The sequence below is a fragment of the Brevibacterium yomogidense genome, from assembly GCF_900163715.1.
Taxonomy (GTDB): Bacteria; Actinomycetota; Actinomycetes; order Actinomycetales; family Brevibacteriaceae; genus Brevibacterium; species Brevibacterium yomogidense_A.
In genome coordinates this window covers 157,331-179,144 of the sequence record NZ_FWFF01000001.1, presented here as the reverse complement: position 1 = coordinate 179,144, position 21,814 = coordinate 157,331, and the positions used below count along the sequence as shown (strand labels likewise).

Annotated in this window: 15 protein-coding genes; 9 read left to right on the top strand and 6 right to left on the bottom strand. The window is 70.1% G+C overall.

Features of this window, described 5'->3' with window-relative positions; all coding sequences use genetic code 11:
• Positions 1–83: 83 nt before the first annotated feature.
• Positions 84–1,544 (bottom strand): alanine/glycine:cation symporter family protein, encoded by a 1,461-nt coding sequence (locus FM105_RS00700; protein WP_087003185.1) that lies wholly within the window; start codon positions 1,542–1,544, stop codon positions 84–86.
• 104 nt (positions 1,545–1,648) lie between these two features.
• Complete coding sequence (locus tag FM105_RS00695; protein WP_256970124.1) at positions 1,649–2,845, bottom strand: aminotransferase-like domain-containing protein; 1,197 nt, start codon at positions 2,843–2,845, stop codon at positions 1,649–1,651.
• 121 nt (positions 2,846–2,966) lie between these two features.
• Here FM105_RS00695 and FM105_RS00690 point away from each other — a divergent pair, with 121 nt between their 5' ends.
• Positions 2,967–4,784 (top strand): ABC transporter transmembrane domain-containing protein, encoded by a 1,818-nt coding sequence (locus tag FM105_RS00690; RefSeq protein WP_087003178.1) that lies wholly within the window; start codon positions 2,967–2,969, stop codon positions 4,782–4,784.
• The gene (locus FM105_RS00685) at positions 4,781–6,793 is read left to right on the top strand and encodes an ABC transporter ATP-binding protein (RefSeq protein ID WP_087003176.1); all 2,013 of its coding nucleotides are present in this window, start codon (positions 4,781–4,783) and stop codon (positions 6,791–6,793) included. The genes FM105_RS00690 and FM105_RS00685 overlap by 4 nt, the downstream gene beginning before the upstream one ends.
• Here the strand turns inward: FM105_RS00685 and FM105_RS00680 are convergent.
• Entirely contained in the window at positions 6,785–8,272 is a 1,488-nt protein-coding gene (locus tag FM105_RS00680; RefSeq protein ID WP_218777890.1) for an ATP-binding cassette domain-containing protein, read from the bottom strand. The two genes, FM105_RS00685 and FM105_RS00680, sit on opposite strands and share 9 nt — an antisense overlap.
• A gap of 520 nt (positions 8,273–8,792) precedes the next feature.
• Between FM105_RS00680 and FM105_RS00675 the strand changes: the two genes are divergently transcribed.
• Together FM105_RS00675 and FM105_RS00670 are read left to right on the top strand one after the other, a co-directional pair.
• Positions 8,793–9,575: a class I SAM-dependent methyltransferase gene (locus FM105_RS00675; RefSeq protein ID WP_087003170.1), complete on the top strand. Its 783-nt coding sequence runs from the start codon at positions 8,793–8,795 to the stop codon at positions 9,573–9,575.
• 75 nt (positions 9,576–9,650) lie between these two features.
• A complete protein-coding gene (locus FM105_RS00670; RefSeq protein WP_218777881.1) occupies positions 9,651–10,532 on the top strand; it encodes a class I SAM-dependent methyltransferase in 882 nt (293 codons plus the stop codon).
• Between the two features lie 205 nt (positions 10,533–10,737).
• Here the strand turns inward: FM105_RS00670 and FM105_RS00665 are convergent, their stop codons facing one another.
• Both FM105_RS00665 and FM105_RS00660 read right to left on the bottom strand, forming a co-directional pair.
• The gene (locus FM105_RS00665) at positions 10,738–11,541 is read right to left on the bottom strand and encodes a family 1 encapsulin nanocompartment shell protein (RefSeq protein ID WP_087003167.1); all 804 of its coding nucleotides are present in this window, start codon (positions 11,539–11,541) and stop codon (positions 10,738–10,740) included.
• 152 nt (positions 11,542–11,693) lie between these two features.
• Positions 11,694–13,271, bottom strand: a complete 1,578-nt coding sequence (locus tag FM105_RS00660; protein ID WP_256970123.1) for a CPBP family intramembrane glutamic endopeptidase — start codon at positions 13,269–13,271, stop codon at positions 11,694–11,696.
• A gap of 119 nt (positions 13,272–13,390) precedes the next feature.
• Between FM105_RS00660 and FM105_RS00655 the strand changes: the two genes are divergently transcribed.
• Both FM105_RS00655 and trxA read left to right on the top strand, forming a co-directional pair.
• Positions 13,391–15,613, top strand: coding sequence for a thioredoxin domain-containing protein (locus tag FM105_RS00655; RefSeq protein WP_087003164.1), 2,223 nt, complete (start codon positions 13,391–13,393; stop codon positions 15,611–15,613).
• Positions 15,614–15,751: 138 nt separating this feature from the next.
• Positions 15,752–16,243 (top strand): thioredoxin, encoded by a 492-nt coding sequence (gene trxA, locus FM105_RS00650; protein WP_087003161.1) that lies wholly within the window; start codon positions 15,752–15,754, stop codon positions 16,241–16,243.
• A 132-nt stretch (positions 16,244–16,375) separates the two neighbouring features.
• Here trxA and FM105_RS00645 read toward each other — a convergent pair whose 3' ends face one another.
• Positions 16,376–17,890 (bottom strand): M18 family aminopeptidase, encoded by a 1,515-nt coding sequence (locus FM105_RS00645; protein ID WP_087003158.1) that lies wholly within the window; start codon positions 17,888–17,890, stop codon positions 16,376–16,378.
• A 250-nt stretch (positions 17,891–18,140) separates the two neighbouring features.
• Between FM105_RS00645 and FM105_RS00640 the strand changes: the two genes are divergently transcribed.
• The 3 genes from FM105_RS00640 to FM105_RS14430 all read left to right on the top strand — a co-directional run bounded on the left by FM105_RS00640 (position 18,141) and on the right by FM105_RS14430 (position 21,729).
• Positions 18,141–19,814 (top strand): 13E12 repeat family protein, encoded by a 1,674-nt coding sequence (locus FM105_RS00640; protein ID WP_256970122.1) that lies wholly within the window; start codon positions 18,141–18,143, stop codon positions 19,812–19,814.
• On the top strand, positions 19,769–20,155 hold the full coding sequence (locus tag FM105_RS14825) for an HNH endonuclease signature motif containing protein (RefSeq protein WP_256970121.1): 387 nt from the start codon (positions 19,769–19,771) through the stop codon (positions 20,153–20,155). Before FM105_RS00640 ends, FM105_RS14825 begins: the two co-directional genes overlap by 46 nt.
• 188 nt (positions 20,156–20,343) lie before the next feature.
• On the top strand, positions 20,344–21,729 hold the full coding sequence (locus tag FM105_RS14430; RefSeq protein ID WP_143275772.1) for an MFS transporter: 1,386 nt from the start codon (positions 20,344–20,346) through the stop codon (positions 21,727–21,729).
• Positions 21,730–21,814 lie beyond the last annotated feature (85 nt).

The following is a 21,814-nucleotide window of genomic DNA, read 5'->3' as shown; positions in this document are numbered from 1 at the left end:
ACAAGAGGGTGTGGTGCTGTTCACGCATTTTGGCCTATAACCCGGAAGAGGCCCCGTCTCCGGTGCTCCAGCCGCTGCGCATCTCAGCGCTGGCTGCGCTGCTCCCAGAACTCCGTCTGCGTCACCTCGTCCGTGCCGTCCCATGCGTCCAGGCCGTCGAGGTCGCTCATCCGGTCCTTGTGGAAGATGGGCTCGACGCCTTCCTTCCGCTGCTTCTGGTAGTCGCGCAGGATCCGCAGGACCGTTCTGCTGAGCAGCAGGACCGCGATGAGGTTGATGAAGGCCATGATCGCCATCGCGATGTTCGCCGCGGTCCACACGGCATCGAGTGCGACGACGGATCCGAGGAACACAGCCACGACGACCACGAGCCGGTACCCGTTGAGCGCGGCCTTCGAGTTCGTGAGGTACTCGATGTTCGTCTGCCCGTAGTAGTAGTTGCCCAGGATCGAGCTGAAGGCGAAGAAGAAGATCGCGATGGTGAGGAAGTGGACGCCCCACTGTCCGACCTGACTGGCGAGCGCCGTCTGGGTGAGCTGCGACCCCTGCGGAGTCCCGTACTCGGGGTTGGACAGGAGGACGATGAACCCGGTGATCGAGCAGACGAGCAGGGTGTCGAAGTAGACGCCCAGCGACTGGACGAGTCCCTGCTTCGCGGGGTGGGATGCGGACGCCGTGGCGGCGGCGTTGGGGACGGAGCCGATGCCGGCCTCGTTGGAGAAGAGCCCGCGGCGGATGCCCTCCATCATGATGGTGCCCAGCGCGGCGCCGCCGATCGACTGGAGGCCCACGGCCTCCGCGAAGATCGTGGTGATCATCCCGGGGACCGCGTCCATGTTCAGGATGACGACGATGATCCCGAGGATCAGGTAGAGGACCGCCATGACCGGCACGATGACCGAGGCGATCGCGGAGATGCGGTGGACGCCGCCCACGAAGACGATGCCGGCGGCGACGGCGATGATGAGACCCACGATGATCGCGAAGCCGCTGCCCGATGCCTCGGCGTCGAAGCTCGCGGCGAGGGCGTCCGTGATGGAGTTCGACTGCACCGTGTTGAAGACGATTCCGTAGACGACCGCCACGATCACGGCGAAGAGCGCGCCGACGACGGGCGCCTTCAGTCCGTGCGTGATGTAGTAGGCAGGTCCGCCGCGGAACGAGGCGCCGTCCTTCACCTTGTAGAGCTGGCCCAGTGCGGACTCCGCGAACGCGGTCGCGCCGCCCACGATCGCGGTCACCCACATCCAGAAGATCGCACCGGGCCCGCCGATGCTGATGGCGAGGGCGACGCCCGTGATGTTCGCGGTGCCGACGCGGGAGGCGGCGGAGATGCAGAACGCCCGGAACGGCGAGATCTGCTTGTTGCCGTCCGCGTCATGACCCGCGGGTTCGCGGATCAGTCGGAACATCTCCGGCAGGAGCCGCAGCTGGACGACTCCGGTGCGGATCGTCAGGTAGAGACCCACTGGGATGAGGACGGCGACGAGCACGTAGCCCAGGAAGCCGTCGACGCTGGTGATGAAGTCGAGGAACGCATCCACTGCGGGATCCCTTCGGAGGTGGGTGTGGGTGAGAGCCGCGGATGTCGTCGGGCCTCACAGGCCAGTGTGCCACCCCGAGTCCCCGCCGCCTCGGGGTTCTCGCCTCATTGGAAGACCGTGCGCAGCCGTTCCAACCCCTGCGCGATGACGTCGACGGGGTTCGACACGAAGCTCAGCCGCAGCGTCGACGGTTTCGGATCCGCCACGTAGAACTGCATGCCGGGGATGTAGACCACCCCCGCGCGCACGGCGTCCATGACGGATTCGCTCGCGTCGAACGGCTCCGGCAGCGTCGCCCACAGGAACATCCCGCCCATCGGCGTGTTGAGCGTGTACCCCTCCGGCAGGACCGCGTCGAGGCCCTCGACCATCGCGTCGCGGCGCCTGCGGTATTCGGCGCGGATGGGCACGAGCTTCGCGTCGAGGTCGTTGTGCTCGAGCCAGTCGACGGCGGCGAGCTGGTCGATGGTCGACGTCTGGAGGGATGTGCCCTGCTTCGTCGTGGCGAGTGTGTCGAGTGCCTCCTGAGGTCCGCGCACCCAGCCGATCCGCAGCCCGGGCGCCATCACCTTCGACAGCGTCCCCAGGTAGAGGGACTTGTGGGTGAGGCGGGGGTCCGCGCTGATGGGCGTCATCGTCCACTCGTCGTAGCGCAGCTCCGAGTACGGGTCGTCCTCGATGAGCCACACGTTGTACCGGGCGAGGACGTCGGCGACCTCGCGACGGCGGGACTCCGGCATCGTCACGCCCGTGGGGTTCTGGAACGTGGGGATGAGGTACACCGCGCGGGGCGCGTACTGGAGGATCGCGGCCTCAAGCGCTTCCGGCACGAGTCCGCCGGAGTCCGTGTCGACGGGGCGGAACTGCGCGCGCGACAGCGCGAACGCCTGCAGTGCGGACACGAACGTCGGGTTCTCCGTCAGGACGATGGAGTCCGGATCCAGCACCACCTGACCGATCAGACCCAGCCCCTGCTGGGAGCCCGAGGTGATGAGGACATCGTCCGCCTCCGTGTACAGGCCGTTGTACGTCATGCGTTCGGCAACGGCCCGGCGCAGCTCCGGTTCGCCCTCCGTCGACGAGTACTGCAGTGCGCGCGGGCCGTGCTCCTCGAGCACCCGTTGATAGGACTTCCCGATCCCCTCGACGTCGAAGCTCTCACTGGCCGGTGCACCGCCGCCGAAGCTGATGATGTCCGGGTCCTGAGCCAGCGACAGCAGGCTGCGGATCGGGGAACCGCCCAGTGAGGACACGTACGCATTGAGCGGAGGCATCGGGTTGTGTTGAGCGCGCGTGACCATAGTCACATGGTGACTGCGGGATCAGGGCTCCGCAAGGGGGCGCGCCAGCCGGTTTCGGCGGACTCGCACGGGCGCTGTCTGCCCTGTGACGGCGCGGATCGGTTGAGCCTAGGATGGTCGGATGCCCGCCCCACCCTCGTCCGGCAGGACACTGCTGTCGCGCGCGCTCGTCCGCAGGCTCCGATTGCTGCTCCCGGGCGTCGCCTCACTGTCGGTGTGGCAGGTGTGCGAAGCGCTCGTCCCGGTGGTGATCGGGGCCGTCGTCGACATCGCGATCATCCCCCGTTCCCTGCCGATGCTCGCCGTGTCCATCGCGGGCATCGCGCTGCTCTTCACCGTCCTGAGCTACGGCTACCGGTTCGGTGCCCGCCTGTGCAATGCGGCCCGGGAGCATGAAGCGCACGCGCTGCGCGTGGAGGTCTCGCACGCTGCGCTCACCTCACCGGATCTGCCGCCGGACCGCGCGTCCGGTGAGGTCCTGTCGATCGCCTCTGCGGATGCCGATCTCGCTGCCGAGGTCTTCGCCCACCTGGGCCGCGGCGTCGCCGCGCTGCTGGGCATGATCGTCGCCGCCGTCCTCCTCGTCCTATCGGATGCCGTCACGGGGCTGCTGGTGCTCATCGCCGTGCCCGTCGGCTTGGTCCTCGTGGCGCTGCCCGGCAGGGCCGTGTCCGTGAAGGCCGGTGCACAGCTCGCGGCGACGGCGCGCGCCGCGAACTCCGCCGCAGACCTCATGCGTGGACTCCGGGTCCTCAAGGCGCTCGGCGGTGCAGAGTGGGCGCTGCGCCGCTTCCGCACGACGTCCGATGACGCAGCCGTCGCCGGTGTCGCGACGGGGGAGCGCTCCGGACGGCTCAGCGGCGTCGGCGCGCTCGTGATGTCCGCGGTGCTCGCCGTGGTCCTCGTCGTCGCCGGCCTCCGTCTGCTCGACGGGCAGATGAGTGCGGGGGCACTCATCGCGATCCTCGGCATGACTGCGTTCCTCACCGAGCCCATGCGTGCGCTCGCCGACATCGTCGGGCTCACCGCCCGGTCCCACGGCGCGGCGTCGCGCATCGCGGCGCTGCTGACGGATCTGGCAGAGACCCACCCGAAGACCCACTCCGCGGCCGAGGCCCCGACCGAGCCCGCGCACGCCGCACCGTCGCACGATGGACCCTCACACTCTGGACCGTCACGTGCTGCACACCCGCAGGCGGAGCCCGGGCACGCAGCACCCCCACACGGCGCACCTCGCCTGGCCGTGACCGCTCACGCATCGGGGCTGACGGTCAGCGGCGACTCCCTCCCCGCCGTCGACGTCCCCGCGGGGACGCTCCTCTGTGTGCTAGTCGACGAGGACGCGCTCGCCCACGACGTCCTGACAGCCCTCACGTCGCAGAGCCGCGTGCTGGGGCCCGATCACCTCCTCGTGACACCCCACGCCGTCGACCTGTTCGAGGGAACCATCCGGTCGAACATCACGATGTCATCCGGCACGGACATGACTGCGTCACCCGGCACTGCCCCGGCGGCCCCACCAGCCTCCGGCGACGTGGCGGCGGATGTGCTCGCGGCCTCGGGCGCGGACGAACTGCTGGGGCTGGTCGCCGACGGCCTTGACCACAGGATCCAGGAGCTGGGCGGCAACCTGTCGGGAGGACAGCGGCAGCGGATCGCGCTGGCCCGGTCGCTCCACGCGCAGTCGCGGATCCTGGTCCTGCACGAATCCACCACGGCGGTCGACGCCGTGACAGAGGCGCGGATCGCCGCCGGCATCGCCACCCTCCGGTGCGACGCCGTGACCCTCGTCGTGACAGGTTCGCCTGCGTTCCTCGCCGCCGCGGACGCCGTCGTCTACGTGCCTGCCGACGCCCCGGCTGTCACTGGCACGCACAGCGGACTGCTCGGCGCCGCCGGCACCATCGGTGATTCCTACCGGGAGGCGGTGGCCCGATGAGTACGGATTCCACGGTGCCGGACGCCACCAGCCCGCCGGACTCCTCCACCCGGCCGGACACCCCCACCCTGCCCATCGCGACCAGGCGCCGCGCTTTCGCCCGCTTACTGCCCCACTTGCGAGGACGGGCCGGCTGGCTGGTCGTCCTCCTCGTCGCCGGCACCGCCAATGCGGCAGCCGGGCTCGTGGGGCCGTGGGCGATCGGTCGACTGGTCGACGCGCTTCCGGCAGGAGCCGGCCCCGAGGTCGTCTGGACGAGCGCGATCGCCGTCGCCGTCGCGGGCCTCGTCATGGCGGTGGGCACATGGATCGGGGCGTGGGCGCTGGCGCGGGTCGCGATGCCGGCCGTGGCGGGACTCCGCACGGACGTCGTGGGCGCCGCGCTGGCGCTCGACGCGCAGACCGTGGAGCGCACGGGCACCGGCGACCTGGTCTCCCGCGTCGCAGACGATTCGCGCAGGGTCAGCGAGACGTCGACGCAGATCCTGCCGCTCGTCGTCGAGTCCGTCCTCGTGGTCGTCGTGTCCGCCATCGGGCTGGCGGCGGTGGACTGGCGGCTGGGCCTCGTGGGCCTGGTCGCCCTGCCGATGTACTGGCTGACGCTGCGGTGGTACCTGCCGCGCTCGGCCCCGCTCTATCAGCAGGAGCGCGCAGCGATCGGTCGCAGGTCGGGCCGGCTGCTGGGCGGCCTCACCGGAGCCCGGACGCTGCGGGCCCACCGCGCCGAGCACATCGAGCTCGCCCGCATCGATTCCGCCTCCGTGGAGGCCCGCGACCTCTCCATCGGAGTCTTCCGCTTCCTCACCCGCGCCTTCAGCCGCAACAACCGCGCCGAGGCCGTCGTCCTCTCCCTGCTCCTCCTCACCGGCTTCGCGCTGGTGTGGTTCGACGAGACGACTCCGGGCGCAGTCACGACCGCGGCGCTGGTCTTCCACCGGCTCTTCAACCCGATCGGCGCGCTGGTGGGGCTCTTCGACCAGATCCAGTCGGCGGGCGCCTCCCTCACCCGGATGGTCGGCGTCATCGACGCGGCTGGTTCGCGAGACCGCGAGGCGGCCGCAACAGACACCGCGACAGATGCGACAGACACCGCCGCCGAGGCCGTGCCCGGGTCAGACGGTCCCGTCGCCGCCGCAGACGGCGGAGCTCGGTCCGCGGGCCTGGTCCTGCGGGACCTCTGGTACTCCTACGACGACCAGGTGGCCCTGCCCGGCGAGCAGAACCACGTCCTGCGCGGAGTCGATCTCACGGTCGCACCGGGGGAAGTGGTGGCCGTGGTCGGCACGACCGGTGCCGGGAAGTCGACGCTCGCGAAGATCGCGGCGGGGCTCGCCGCGCCGTCAAGCGGCTCCGCGCAGCTGATCGAGGACTGGCCGGTGATTGAGGACTCGTCAGTGAGCGAAGACGGGCCGGTGAACGAAAGCGGGTCAGTGATCGAGGACCGGCCGGCGATCGTGAACGGGCCGGCTGCGCGCACGGGACACGAGATCACGACCCTGCCCGAGCACCGACTCCGAGCACACGTCGCGATGATCGCGCAGGAGGTCCACACCTTCGTCGGCACGATCCGCGACAACGTGGCGATGCCGGTCCCCGATGCGCCCCCGGCGGCGATCGAGCACGCACTGCGCCGCGTGGGCGCGGACTGGGCGTTCGCCCTGCCCCACGGCCTCGACACCGTGGTGGGCGACGGGGGTGCGCGGCTCTCCCCGCTGCAGGAGCAGACGATCGCGCTCGCCCGGCTGGTGCTCGCGGACCCGGACATCGCGATCCTCGACGAGGCGACCGCCGAGGCGGGGTCGACGGGCGCACACCTCCTCGAGACCGCCGCCGCGGCCGCGCTGGAGGGCCGGGGCGCGCTCGTCATCGCGCACCGGCTCAGCCAGGCGGAGGCGGCGGACCGGGTCCTCGTGATGGAGCACGGACAGGTCGTCGAGGAGGGCCCGCACGCCCAGCTCGTCGCCGCGGGCGGCCGCTACGCCGCCCTGTGGGAGGCATGGTCAGGCTGACGCGTCACCCAGCTCCACCCGCGGCCAGTGCGCGAGCCGCCGCAGCACCTGCCGATCGTGCGTCGCCACGACGACTGCGGCGCTCGCTCCCTCGAGTCCCTCAAGCAGGTCGTCGACCAACGACATCGACAGGTGGTTGGTCGGCTCGTCGAGCAGCACCACGTCCGGCCCCTGCGCGAGCACCTGGGTGAGGCGCCGTCTGCGCAGCTGACCGGGGGAGCGATGCCCGTCGTCGATCTCGTCCTCCTGACCGAGGCGGCTCACAGTGACAGTGCCGTGCCGGCGCACCCAGCCCTGGTCGGGTTCGAGTGCCCCGGAGAGCATCGCGAGCAGCGTCGACTTCCCGGCCCCGTTCGGCCCCACGACCAGCAGGCGGTCTCCGCCGGCCAGCCCGACGGAGACGGGATGGGAAGAGCGGTCGGCGACGGCAACCTCGGCGGCGGTCAGCAAGGGAGCGCCCTTCTGGGTGCGCCCCGTCGGCACAGCCAGCCGCGGTGGAGGCGGCGGCACCGTCAGCGCATGGCGACGCAGCTCGTCCTCGCGACGGTGGAGAGACTGCACGATGCCCGGTGCCCGCGACTGCCGGGCGTGCTTGTCCACGCCCTTGTCCGGCCGCCAGCCGGTCGACAGTCGCGAACGAGCCTGGTCGACGGACTCCCGCAGGCGCCGGTGCTCGGCCTGCTGCGCGTCATAGGCGGCCTGCCAGGCCTCGCGGTCCCGCGCACGGCCGGTGCGCCAGCCGTCCCAGCCGCCGCCGTAGAGGCGCGGGCCGCCGTCCGCGGATGGGTCGAGGTCGAGGAACTCATCGGCGACGTCGGCGAGCAGGGCCGCGTCGTGCGACACGACGAGGAGTCCGCCGGTGCGCGACCGCAGGGTGGCGGTGAGGAAGTCCAGCCCGGCGGCGTCGAGGTGGTTGGTCGGCTCGTCGAGCACGAGCAGGTCCGGCTGGGCGCCCAGCACGCAGGCCAGGCGCACGCGATAGCGCTGCCCGACGGACAGGTGCGCGAGCTGCCGCGTCCGGTCCGTGACCGCCCCCAGTGCCTCGAGAGCGATGTCGACGTGCCGCTCAGCATCCCATGCGTCGAGAAGGATGCAGAGCTCCAGCGCGCGGGAGTAGTCGTCGCCGGAGCCGCCAGAGCCGTCCGACCCGGAGCCGTCGGCATCGGATGCCATCGCGGCGGCCGCGTCGTCGAGGGCGGCGAGCGCCGCCCGGGCCGGTGTGATCGCCTCATCGGCGAGGTCGCCCACGGTGACGTCCGGGTACGCGGGCAGCTCCTGGTCCGCGACCGCGAGCGTGCCCGCACGGTCGATGGAGCCGCCGTCGGGGGTGAGCCGGTCCGTGAGGATGCGCAGCAGCGTGGTCTTGCCGCTGCCGTTCTCGCCGACGACGGCGAGCTTCGTCGACGCGGACACGGTGACGTCCACGCCGGTGAGCAGGGGCTGCCCGCCGGGGGAGTGGGTGATGCCACGGGCGCGGATGTGGGCGCGGTCGCCCGCGGGAGCGCCGGTGAGAGGGGCTTCGGTGAGAGGGGCGCCGGTGGTGGGAGCCGCGGCTGTCGCAGCGCCCTCCGGGACAGTCCTCTCGGGGACAGTCCCCTCCGTGGCAGAAGCAGGGGTCGAATGAACAGATGGGAAAGGTGTGCGGGGCACGGGGTCCTCCGGGGAACGGGCGCGCGAAAGGCGCCGGTCGGAACATTGCGCGTCCGACGGCGGAGGAGGAAAGGGGTGAGTCGAGTCCGCGTCCGCCGTCAGCGGCGGCTGCGGATCCTCACGTGTGCGATGCCCGTATGTCTCATGCCCACCAGGATACAAGCGGTGTCCAGAGGCCTTTCCAGTGTGATCGAACCCTCATGCGTTCAGGCTTCACGGAGGGGTTTCCCTGGGTACTCTCGAATGAAGCAATCGTATCGGCAGAGACGCTGACCGATCATGTCCGTCGCGCTCGACGCCGGCTCCCGCCGACGACATCCGCGTGCCGGCTCGCCAGGGAGGACCGATCATGAACGTGAGCACCGCGCCCCGTGACGCGACGACTCGCTTCACCGGCCTGGCCAGGATCTATGACAGGTTCCGGCCGGGCTACCCTGCAGAGTGCCTGGGATGGCTGGCCGACACATTCCGGCTGGGGACCTCCAACCAGGTCGCGGACATCGGCGCCGGCACCGGGAAGATGTCCGAGGAGCTGGTCTACCAGGGCATCCGCACCGTCGCGGTCGAGCCCAACCGGGACATGCTGGGCATCCTCGAGGCGAAGGCCGCGACGACCAGCCTCCTCACCGCCGTGCACGCCACCGCAGAGGACACGCAGCTGCCGGACGCCTCCATCTCCCTCGTGACGGCCGGGCAGTCCTTCCACTGGTTCGACCAGGCCGCGTTCCGCGCGGAGTGCCGCCGCATCCTGTCCCCCGGGGGCAGGGTCGCACTCGTGTGGAACTCCCGCCGCCGCGACAGCGCGTTCACCCACGCGACGGCAGACGTCTTCCGCCGGCACATCGGGGACTTCCCCGGTTTCAGCGGCGACCACCGCGTGAGCGCCGCGGACTTCGACGCGTTCTTCGAGCCCGACGGGTACGAGTACCGCGAGTTCCCCCACGACCAGATGCTCACGATTGACGAGTTCCTGGGCCGCAATCTGTCGGCCACCTACGCGCCCCGCGAGGACGATCCGGCGTACGAGCCCCTCGTCGCGGACCTTCGTGCACTGTTCGACGAGTACCGCGAGGATGACATGGTGCGCTTCCCCCTCACCACCCGGCTGTTCGTGGGCGGCGTAGGGGTCTGAGCACCCTGCGGCGCGCTCACTCGGGCGCCGCCTCCACGCCGGCGCAGTGAGGCCCCGGCACGACGGAAGGGAAGCATGACCACGGACAACACCGGCAAGTTCACCGGACTGGGTGAGGTCTACGCCCGCAGCCGACCGGGGTACCCGACAGAGCTGCTCGACCTCCTGGCCGCGCGGATGGGCGGCGTCGAGGCCGCTGCGGCAGAACGGATCGAGGCTGCTCCAGCCAGCGCTGACTCGACTGGCGCTGACTCGACTGCGGCAGACACGACCGCCGCCGAGGTGCCCGAGGCCGGCCGTGCCGGTGCGCCCGTCGTGGCCGACATCGGGGCGGGGACGGGGAAGCTCACAGCGGAGCTCCTGTCCCGCGGCTGGAACGTGTCCGCGGTCGAGCCGAATGACGACATGCGCGATGCGCTCGTCGCGCGCCTGGCGGACGACGAGCGCCTCACCGTGGTGGGGGCACCTGCTGAAGCGACGACTCTGGCGGATGCGGCGGTCGACCTCGTGACCGTCGCCCAGGCCTTCCACTGGTTCGACATCCCCTCGTTCCGCGCCGAGTGCCGGCGGATCCTGCGCCCCGGCGGTCAGGTCGCGCTCATCTGGAACTTCCGACGGCGCAGCGAGGCGTCGGTTCAGGCCGTCGCAGAGGCGTTCCGTGCGCGCGTGGGCGGCTTCGTCGCGCTCACGCTCGGGGAGGAGATCACGGACGAAGACCTCGAGGAGTTCTACGGCGGGCCCCACTTCCAGCGCTTCGCGTTCGACAACGACGAGGAGATCGGGTGGGAGACGTTCCGCGAACGCCACCTCTCCACGTCCTACGCGCCCAAGGAGGGCGATCCCGCCCGCGAGCCGCTCATCGCGGACCTCGAGCGGATCTTCCACGAGTACGCCGTGGACGGGCGCTATACGTTCCCGAACTCCACCCACGTCCTCCTGGGCGAGCTGACGGACTGACTCGGTCCGGCCTCGGCCCCGGCGTCGTGTGGGGGCGCCGGAGAGACACGCAGGCCCTGGCATGCCGAAGGGGGCGGGGTCGCCTCACTGCTGCGTCCCCGCCCCCTTTCCTTGGATGCTCCTGCCCAACGCCAGCCACGCCAGCCACGCCAGCCAGCCACGTCAGGCCGTGAGGTGCCGTGAGGTCAGGGCATCGTGCTGGAGATCAGGGCATGAGGTGCACGGCGGCCTCGGAGCTCGCCACGCGGAAGGTGAATGACTCCTCCAGGTAGAGGTTGACCTTCTCCCCGTCGTGCGAGTCGTAGCCGATCGACACGTCCTGCCCCAGGTGGAGCTCGTAGTCGCCGCCGCGCTGCGAGACGACGATCGCGCCGTCGATCGCGGGTGCCCAGATCACGCGGCCCTCGTTGAGGATGCGCTGGATGTGCGCGGAGATCGGGTTGCCCTCATCGGCGGATTCCGCGAGCTGCGTGTACAGCTCTGCGGACAGCAGCAGGTTGTACGGGCCGCCCACGCCGTCGAGGCGGAGGTTCGTGATGGCCTCGGCCACCGCGGACGTGAGGTCCTTGATGTCCGACTGCAGCTGGATGGGCTTGTGGGGGCTGGCGGAGATGATGCCGGACAGTCCGACGCCGTCGCCCGAGCCGTTGAGCACCGCGTTGTCCTCGGCCTTGGCCAGGCGCATCGCGGCGTCCTTGGCCGGATCCCAGTCGGCGTCGACCGAACCGCGTGCGACCGCGTCGATCTCGTCGCGGCTGACGGAGAACGGCGCGCGCAGTTCGACGACGGGCAGGGCCACGCGGCTGCGGCCGCGGACTCCGTCGATGTCCGTGGTGACCTCGGAGACGCGCCCCGTCGTGAGCGACGAGAACTCGTAGCCCCGCGGTTCGGGCATCTCGACGAAGCGCCGGCCGGCGATGTGGCGGCGGAACGTCTGCTTCACCTCGTCTTCCAGATCGGCCCAGGCGGCGTCGGAGATCGGTGCGAGTTCGCGATGAAGGTTGTTCATGATCGTCCCTCCTCAGGGGTGGCCACGGCGGGCCGCCGTGGAGCGTGGAGCTGCGTGCGGCGGCCCCGACCGTTCAGTAGCACTGACAGTGTCGCTTTCTTGAGTGGTTCCAGTTTACTGGCTGCGTCGTCCGTCCACCAGTGAGTATGGACTCACTCACCTGGCTCGCGGCCGGTCTGCGGTGGGATGCGTCCGATATCGGTGGGGATCGGTCCGGTCGTGGCGCCGGCGTGACCCGGGCCGGCCGCTGCCGGGTCCTGCGTGAGCGACTCCGACGTGAGCGACTCCGAACCGGCCCTCGGGTCACCGGTGGTGACCGGGATGGGCCCGGTGGCGGGCTGTGCTGGGGCGATGCCCGCGCCCGAGGCGAAGGCGGCACCGTGGACCGGCCCGACTCCGGGACCGGGCCGGTCCACGGACGCCGGTGCAGCCTCGGCGGCGGTGCCTGCAGCAGTGCCGTCCCCGCCCGTGACGAGCGTGAGCCTCCGGCGCTTCGCGAACCAGGAGAGCCCCAGGACGATGACGGCCAGGATGGCGAGCGGTACCAGCATGACGGGGCCGCCGGTGCCGGCCGATCGGTCGAACCCTGCATCCATCTGGCCCGCCAGAGACGCGACGATCAGCAGGAACAGGTTGTTCGCCGTGTGGATCGCGATGGCGGATTCGAGTCCGCCGGTGCGCTGGGTGAGGATCGACAGGAGGACGCCGAACAGCAGGTAGTAGACGATGAGCCAGATGTCGCCGGCGAAGTGGGCGGCGGAGAAGACCGTCGCGCTGACCGCGGTGCCGACGATGAAGCCCCAGCGGTTCGAGCGGAACCAGCCGCCGACGGAGCGCTGGACGACCCCGCGGAACATGTACTCCTCGGCGGCGGCCTGCAGAGGCGTCGTGAGGATGATGATCAGCAGGAACGCCAGCGTGGTGCCGGAGAACGTGAGCGACTGATAGGCGGGGTCGAGGAAGCTCGAGGCGGCGAACAGCAGGTAGACCGGGGCGACGATCGCGAAGGAGATCAGCAGCCAGCGCCACCGCATGCCGGGTGCGACCGAGTGGAAGTACCCGATCTTCACACCGTTGATCCAGCGGTGCGCGAGCATCGCCACGCCGGCGCCGGCGACGAGGCTGAGGTTCGTCGCCGCGAGGATCGCCGGGGTCATCGCGATGGTGCCCTCGGTGAGGGCCTGGACGTCCTGCATCCCCAGAATCATGTCGACGGCGACGGCGATCAGGCTCAGGACCAGCGAGAAGACCAGCATCGCTGCGATCACGACGACGATGCTGATCGCGCCCTTCCACCACCGAGCGCGAGGAGTGCGGTAGCTGGAGCCGAACGGCAGGCCCGGAGCCGGGGTGTGCGGGTCCCGGGTGTCGACGGGCGCGCCGTACGCGCCGGGGTAGGTGCTGGCGGGAGAATGCGCAGCACCGGGGTGAGCGGGGCCGGGGTGGTGGGCGCCAGGCGGGGCTGAGCCGGGAGGGTACGCGCCGGGAGGGTAGGCGCCGCTCGGCGGCAAGCCGTATGCCGAGGGGTCGCTCGCGGGGGCGAGGGGCGGAGCGCTCGGAGAGCTCGGGGGCGTGGCCTGCGGCGGGGCTCCGGGCGGCGGCACCTGTGGCTGCTCGCCCGTCTGCGGGGAGTACACGTACGGGCCCGGCTGAGGCCCCGGAGCCTGTGGCGGCGTCGGCTCCCGCGGCGGCTCGTTCGGTTCGGGTGGGGGAGAGACGTTGTCTGTCACCCCTCCACCATACGTTCGACGTCGACTCCTGGGTACAGAGCTCGTGAGCCGCTTGGGTGCGGTGTGCGAAGGTCGTGCGCGGCCTGTGCACGGGCGGCGGCGGATGAGACGGTGGGGATATGACGAATCTGCTCGCCTCGTCCACCAGTCCGTATCTGCGTGCGCACGCGGAGAATCCCGTTCAGTGGCGCCCGTGGGGCAGGGACGCATTCGTCGAGGCGCGGGACAGGGACGTCCCCGTGCTGGTGAGCATCGGCTACTCGACGTGCCACTGGTGCCACGTCATGGCGGTGGAGTCGTTCTCGGATCCGGCGGTCGGGCGCCTGCTCGGCGAATCGGTGGTGGCGATCAAGCTCGACCGCGAGGAGCTGCCCGCGGTCGACGCCTTCTACATGGACGCGCTGCTCGCGATGCGGGGCCAGGGCGGCTGGCCGCTGAACGTGTTCACGACGCCGGATGCCCGGCCGTTCTTCGCCGGCACGTACTTCCCTCCGGAGCCCAGCGGCGGGATGCCCAGCTTCAGTCAGGTGGTCACGACGATCGCCCGGACCTGGGCCGATGAGCGAGAGCGTGCGGAATCGATCGCGAGCCAGCTCGCCTCGTCGCTGGTCCGCCTGCCGGATCTGTCGATGGGGCTGCCGGCCGACTCACCCGTCCCGGAGGTCGACGATGACTCGCTCACTGCGGCTGCGGAGAACCTCCTCGCTGCGGAGGATCAGAGATGGGGCGGCTTCGGCTCACTGCCGAAGTTCCCGCCGACGATGAGCCTCGTCCAGCTGCTCCGGCGGCATGACCGCTCCTCCACGCCCGAGGTCCCCTCGGGTCCCGAGCTCGCGGCGGTCCGCCGCACGTTCGCCGGGATCTCGTCGGGAGGGATGCGGGACCAGGTCGACGGCGGCATCGCGCGCTACAGCGTCGATGCACAGTGGCACATCCCGCATTTCGAGAAGATGCTCTTCGACAATGCGCTGCACCTCAGGGCCGCCACGCACTGGTACGTCACAGAACGGGGCCGAGGTGCCTCATCCCGGTACACCGCGCTCGCCGCGCGCGAGGTCCACGACACCGCCCGCTTCCTCCTGGAGCGGCTCGAGCTGCCGGGCGGGGGCTTCGCATCCGGGCTCGACGCCGATTCGGTGGACGATGACGGGCGACGGACGGAGGGTGCGTACTACCTGGAGGCGGGGAGTTCGGTCCCGGAGCCGTTCGTGGCGCTGGGCCCCGTCGATGCCGCCGCTCCTGGGCGCCCCTTCGCCGTCGGACTCCCGGCGGTCGCCGAATGGGTGCACGGCGAGGCAGACGGTGCCGATCGTGCTGAAGCGGCCGATCGTGTTGAAGGTGCTGAAGACGCAGATGGGCCCGGGGGCGGTCGGTCTGCGGCGGAGAGCGCCGCTGAGGACGCTGCTGACGCTGGCTCTGCTGTCACCGGTGCTGCTGTCACGGGCTCCGATCCGGTGGACGTGCCGGGTGGTGCAGAGGCGCCGTGGGCGACGGCCGAGGCCCGCGAGGCTCGGCGACAGCTGGCCGAGCGGAGGTCCGGGCGCGCGCTGCCGAATCGCGACGAGAAGCTCGTGACCGAGTGGAACGGCCTCGCGATCGCCGCGCTCATGGACGCCGGTCGAGTCTTCGAGGTCGACGAATGGACCGCGGCTGCGAAGCGCGCGTTCGACGCGTTGGCGACGACGAATCGTGCCGAGCCGGCGGATCGTGACGAGGCGGCGGATCGTGACGAGTCGGCGAATCGTGACGTGCTGGCGGATCAGCACGGGTCGCTGCTGCGCAGCAGCACGGAGGGCGAGGGCGGCCCTGGAGCTGCGGGGCTCGCCGATGCGGCGCAGCTGGCCGTCGCCGCGCACGCGGTCGGCGACGAGGAGGCGTTCGCGACGGCGCTCAGCGAAGCACTGCGCTTCGTGGTCTTCCCGCAGCGGGACGGCGAGCGGGCAGGGAAGCCGGCGGGCACCTCGGGCGCGGCCGGTGGCGAGTCAGCCGACGACTCGGTGGCTGGAGCGCAGTTCACCGCACGGTCCGGCGGCCGCTGGGAGGGCGCCAGCCTGCTGGATGCTCACGGCGACGGGATCGTGCCGGCGAGGGGGTCGGACCCGTTGGACAGCTCGGCGCCCTCCGGTCGTTCGGCCCTCATCGAGGCACTGAGGCTGGCGGTCGGTGATGGCAGCGCGGACTCGGCGTCCCCGATCGTAGGTCCCGACGGCCGCGAGGTGAGCGCTGACGAGCTCGCGGACCTCCGCCGCCGACTCCTCGCGTCGACGCTGCCGGCTCTGCAGCAGGCGACGAGGGCGCTGGGCTGGCTGCTGGCGGAGGCGGAGCTCGACGCGGCGCAGTGAGGCTCGTGGGTCGGTGAGGTTGGGGCCAGTGAGGCCAGTGAGGTCAGCGAGGCCGGTGGGTCAGTGGGGCTGGGGGCCAGTGGTGTTCGAAGGAGACGCCCTCACGTCGTGTTCAGCCGCATCCGATAGCGTGGGCGCATGAGTACAACCACGGTCACATCGGACAACCTGCAGTCGACCGTTGGGGACAATGACATCGTCATCCTCGACTTCTGGGCGGACTGGTGCGGACCCTGCCGCAACTTCGCCCCCGTGTACGAAGCGGCCTCCGCGAAGCACGAGGACATCGTGTTCGGGAAGGTCGACACGGAAGCCGAACAGCAGCTCGCGGGCGCGTTCGGGATCACCTCCATCCCCACGCTCATGGTGTTCCGCCAGGGCGTGGGCGTCTTCAGCCAGGCGGGGGCACTCGCCGCGCCGCAGCTGGAGGAGCTCATCGACGGCGTGCGGAACCTCGACATGGAGGACGTGCACAAGCAGGTCGAGGAGCAGAAGGCGAAGATGGCCGAGCAGGAGGCTGCGGGTCAGGCACCCGGTGGCCAGGACCCCAGCAGCCAGGACTCCGGCAGCCAGGCACAGGACCAGCACCGGTCCGCTGGCGCACCCGGGACCTCGCCCACGGACTTCTGAGGTCCCAGACCTCTGAGGACCACGACGTCAGACGCCTCTACCGGGTGATCGCATCACCCGGTAGAGGCGTCTCGTCTATTCACGTCACCCATCTAGCTCGTCTGGCCGGGCGCACCTGATCGGCTCGCCTCATCACCCGGCGAAGTAGGCCCCCAGTGCCGCCCGCAGGTCCGCCAGATCGGACACCGCGCACATCTCGCGCGCCGAGTGCATCGACCACAGCGCCGGCCCCACATCCACCGTGGTCATCCCCAGGCGGGTCGCGGTGAGGGGGCCGATCGTCGATCCGCACGGGATCGTGTTGTTCGAGACGAACTCCTGGAACCCCACCCCCGCGTCGCGGCACGCGCGCGCCCACACCGCGGTGCCGACGGCATCGGTGGAATAGCGCTGCTGCGCGTTGATCTTGAGCAGTGGACCTCCGCCCAGCCTCGGCCGGTTGACCGGGTCGTGGTGGCCCGGATAGTTCGGGTGCACCGCGTGGCCCGCGTCGGAGGAGACGCACACGGACGCGGAGAGCGCCTGCAGGTGGTCGTCGCGCTCGCCTCCCAGGCCGGTCGTGACTCGTTCGAGGACGACCTCCAGGAAGGGACCGCTGGCGCCGGACCGGGTCTCCGAGCCCACCTCCTCGTGATCGAACGCTGCGAGCACGGCGATCCCGGTGAGCTGTGTGGGGTCGACGTCCTCGAGTGCGCTCGTCCCCGCCCACACGGACGCGAGGTTGTCCAGGCGCGGGGACGCGAGGAACTCGCTGTGCGCTCCGAACACGGCGGGCTCCTGCACGGGGAAGGTGAGGACATCGAATCCGTCGACGTCGGCGAGGTCGACTCCGGCGGATTCCGCGAGGAGGCCCAGCACGTGCGAGCCTGCCGCGTCCGGATCGCCGAGGCCCCCGGCCTCCACCATGTCGGCCAGACCGATCACCGGCTGGGTGTGCCGCTGCCGGTCGAGTGCGAGGCCTTCGTTGGCCTTCCGGTCCAGGTGGATCGCGAGCTGGGGGATGCGTGCGATCGGGCCCGTCTGCGCGAGGACGGTCGTGCCGTCGCGCAGCACCAGACGTCCAGCGAAGCAGAGCTCGCGGTCGAGCCATGAGTTGAGCAACGGCCCACCGTAGATCTCCACCCCGACCTGGAGCGCGCCCTCCGCCACGAAGTCCGGCTGGGGCTTGAGCTTGAAGCCGGGGGAGTCGGTGTGCGCGCCGACGACGTGGAACGGGACCGAGGCGAGGGCGGGGTCTGCGGCTGAGCGCGGGGCCGAGGCCTCGGAAGAGGCCGGGGTCGCGTCTGGTGCCGTGGCTGGGTCGGGCACTGCGAAGGCGATGACTGCGCCGTCGCGGACCACGACGTACCTTCCGCCCGGCTCCAGGGACCACCGGTCACCTTCATCGAGCTCTTCGAAGCCGTGGTCCACGAGGCGCTCACGCACCGCGTAGGCCGCGTGGTACGACGACGGAGACCGCATGACGAACGACGAGAGGTCCGCAGCCAGAGCGGCGTCGACGGCCGAGCCGGTGCGGCTGGGGCCAGGGCCCGTCGCTGCCCGGCCGTGCGTTGAGGGCCGGTGTGCTGATGGTCGGAGCGCTGATGGTCGGAGCGCGGGATCGTCCTGAGGTCCGGGGGTGCTTCCATGCGGAGTCGTATCGGTCATGCGGCCAGCCTATGCGGTGGCGGGACGAGGGGCGCCGGGCTGCTGCGGAAGAAAAATCGAATAAGCACTAGAACAAAGAGGTGAAATCGAATAGATTGTTCTATATCTACATAGAACTGACTTCTTGAGATGCACCGCGACGAGGCGTGATCAGCAGAAGCAGCACCAGCGAAGGGGGTGGGGTGTGGATACCAGCAGGGAAAGCGACGATGGGGTTGAGGAGCCGCGGTTCCGCAGTCCCTTCTCAGACATGGATCGGGAGCTGCTCGAAGCCCGGGCGCCTCATCTTGTCGAGTTCCTCGACACTGCCGCGGACGTGCGCGCGGCTTCGTCCGGTCACCGATCGCTGGGTGCGCAGGAAGCGCTGGCTGCGATTCGCGCTCTCGAAGCGACGCGCCGACTCATCGAGTCGATGAGTACGGACATGCTCGCCCACTACCAGCGGATCGGCGACTCCTCCGCACATGGATACCGGACCACGGCCAGTCTGCTCGCGGGGGAGTTCAGGATCACGCCGGGAGAAGCGCGCCGGCGGACCCGCCTCAGCGACAACCTCGCAGGCAGGATCTCTGCAGTCGGCGAACAGCAGGAAGCTGTGCGTCCGTCTATAGCGGAGGAGTTCGCGGACGGGCGCATCTCCGCGGATGAGGCGAAGGCTCTCTGCGACGCGGTCGACGATCTTCCGCCGACGATCCGGGCGAAGTATGCGGACACTGTCGAGAAGACGCTGGTGGAGCTGGCCCCGACGGTGTCGCTCAAGGACTTTCCCAAGCTCAGTCAGCGGATCATCCAGAACATCGATCCGGACGGGAAGCTGCCGCGCTTCGAGACCGAACCGCAGAAGTACCACGTCGACCTGTCTCAGCAGCGCAATGGTGACTGGAGACTGAAGGGGCTGCTGGACTGCCCTACCGGTACGACGCTGCAGGCGCTCCTCTACGGCCGGATGAAGGATGCGGACGTCCCGGTGGCGGTCCGCCCCCATGCGGCGTGCAATGAGGCAACGGCGGGCGGAGAAGGTGCGGCGGGCGGAGAAGGTGCGACTGGCGGTGAAGGTGCGACTGGCGGTGACGGCACCCCAGCCGCCTCTGCGGCCCCAGCGGTCGATGACGCCTTCGACTACTCGGCCCCTCCAGTGCCGGAGGGTAGGAGTAGTGGTGCGGAAGAATCCGGTGAGCACACCGATCCCGACGAGGAAGTGCCGCAGATCCCGCTTGAAGTGATGTGGGAAGACACCCGGATCACTGTCCAAGCAGACGCGACGATCAGCGTGGGTGGAAAGGTCGGAACGTTCTTGGAGGACGAACCACTCTTCTATCTCGACGAGACGGGCTGGCCGGTGCACCTGAGCGAGCGCGTCTCCGCGGAGGTGCAGAAGCTCCTCGCAGAGGCGAAGTCGTCGGAATCCGGTGTCGCGGCGAGCGTGATCTGGGAGAAGGTGCTCGGACGAGTGCCCACGAACCCGCCGCCTGAACCCAGCCCGCCGCCAGAACCCAGTCGACCACCTGATGCCACCGGCCCTGCGGGTTCTGCTGACCCGCCGGATTCCAGCTCATCACCTCTGAACGACCCCGGTACTGACATGCTGTTGCAGTCCCCGCAGACTCCGGTCACCGCAGACGGAGTGTTCGAGGACGGCACGCGAACTGGGCTTCGGATCAGCCTTTCGCAAGGTGGAATGCCTGGCCTTGCCCGGCACGACAGGTTCGCGTTCCTGCTGCGCAGCGTTGCGCGTGAACGCGTCCTCCATGGTGCGGACCACGCCCTCGTCGTCACCGCTCGAGCGGAAGACCTCGTCCGGCCAGGTGGGGTGCTGACCAGCATGCCGGAGCGCCGACCACTCTTGGAGGACTCGAAGCGTGGTCGAATGCCGCACAGATGTTCGTCCACGTCACGGACGGAGTCGGCAGGTCGCTCGAGGTGAGGTCTCACGGTCGCTTCGCCACCCGCACGCAGATGGCAGTGCTATCAGCCCGTGACCAGGGATGCACCTTCCCCGACTGCGACGCCCCCGCCGAATGGTGCGAGGCCCACCACATCCTCGCGTACTCGCGCGGAGGGAAGACCGAGATCGACAACCTCACCCTGGTCTGCCCGTTCCACCATCGCTGGTTCGAACGGACCGGGTGGGAATCGCTCTTCCTCCGCGGATTCCCCGCGTGGAGACCGCCGCAGGCGATCGACCCCCGCCAGCGCCCCGTGTTCCACTCGCGGTTCCGGGTCGCGCTGCTCGGACTTCCGCCCGAACTGCCGCTCGGCGCATGACGCGGGCTCGCAGCTGTGACGATCGGCCGTGACATTCAACCGTGGCCTTCAACCGTGGTTCTCAAGAGTGGCCTCCAACTGTGCCTTCACTCATGGACGACGCGCACGAGTCCGAGATCACGTGCGCGACCGCGATCTGAGCGACGTCGTCGGGCCTTTCCGCTCCACGACGGCTACCCTTGACTGTCGTGTTCGCTTCTCTGATCCGCCTCCTCGGATGGGGCTACCTCCCCATCGCCCTCGTCGCGAAACTCCCGTTCGCGATGTCGGTCGTCGCTGTCATGACAGCGGTGTCTGCGCTGCGCGGTTCCTACGCGGAGGCGGGCATCACAGCCGCGCTGGTGGGGCTCGGCACAGCGATTTCCGGCCCCCTCATGGGCGCCGCCGCCGACCGCTGGGGGCAGCGCCCCATCCTGCTCGTCCTCGGCGTCGCCAACGCGGCCGCACTGCTGGGTCTCGCATGGGCACTCGTCGGCGAGGCGGCCTCCTCCGTCATCTTCACCATGGGCATCCTCATCGGCCTCACGGCTCCGCAAGCATCGTCGATGGTTCGCTCCCGCTGGCTGCTCGCCATCGACTCCGACGTTCCGGCGGCCTCGCGGAGCCGCTCCACCTCGGCGGTCCTCTCGTACGAGTCCATGACCGACGAACTCATGTTCGTCTTCGGGCCCGTCATCGTCGGCGTCTCTGCTGTGGCGTGGGGGACTGTCTCGCCGGTGGTGGGAGCGGCACTCCTCACAGGAGTCGGGATCATCGCCTTCGCCCTCCACCGTTCCGCCGACTACGCGCAGGGCCGCACCGGCAAGCGCGCCGCCGGAACAGCAGGTGCCGCGGAAGCCTCCCCCGCAGCCCCGCCTGCCTTGGACCCGACTTCCGCAGACCCGACTTCCGCAGACCCGGCTACCGTAGACCCGACCGTAGACCCGGCTGCCGCAGACACAGCTGCTGCCTCGTCCCATGCGACCCGGACACCGGATCCGGTCTCGATGCTCTTCCGCGCCGCGGTGCTCCTGCCGGTGGGCGGCATGACCTGCATCGGCCTGTTCTTCGGGTCGACCCTCACCAGCCTCACCGCGTTCATGGAGACGCTCGACAACGCCGACGCCACGGGAATCCTCTACGGGGTCATGGGAGTCGGCTCCGCAGTGTGTGCGCTGTCGGTCGTCCTGCTCCCGGAGGCGTTCCAGCTGCGGGCCCGCTGGCTGGTCTTCTCGACCCTGTCACTGGCGGGCTGCCTCCTCTACACGCAGGCGGAGACGCTCACCGTCTTCGTCATCGCGCTGCTCATCATGGGAGCGGGCATCGGGCCCAGCCTGGTCACCCTCTTCGCGATCGCCTCCGATCAGTCCCCGGTCGGCCGCCTCACGACCGTCATGGCGATGATGAGCACCGGCGTGGTCGTCGGCCAGTCCGCGGCCTCCGCACTGAGCGGAACAGTCCTGGACAGCGTCGGCCTCGCCGCCGGTCTGTGGGGGCCGGCACTGTCGGGCGCCCTGCTCGTGGTGCTCGGCCTGGCCTTCCAACTGGTCTCGCGCCCCAGACCGCGTCTGCGGTCGGCGGTCAGCCCGTCATGAGCGTGTGATCATCGAAGTGTCCTAGTATGGCCACCGATGCCGCCGAGCCGTGGCATCGGGCGATGCCGCCGACCGACCGTCGGCG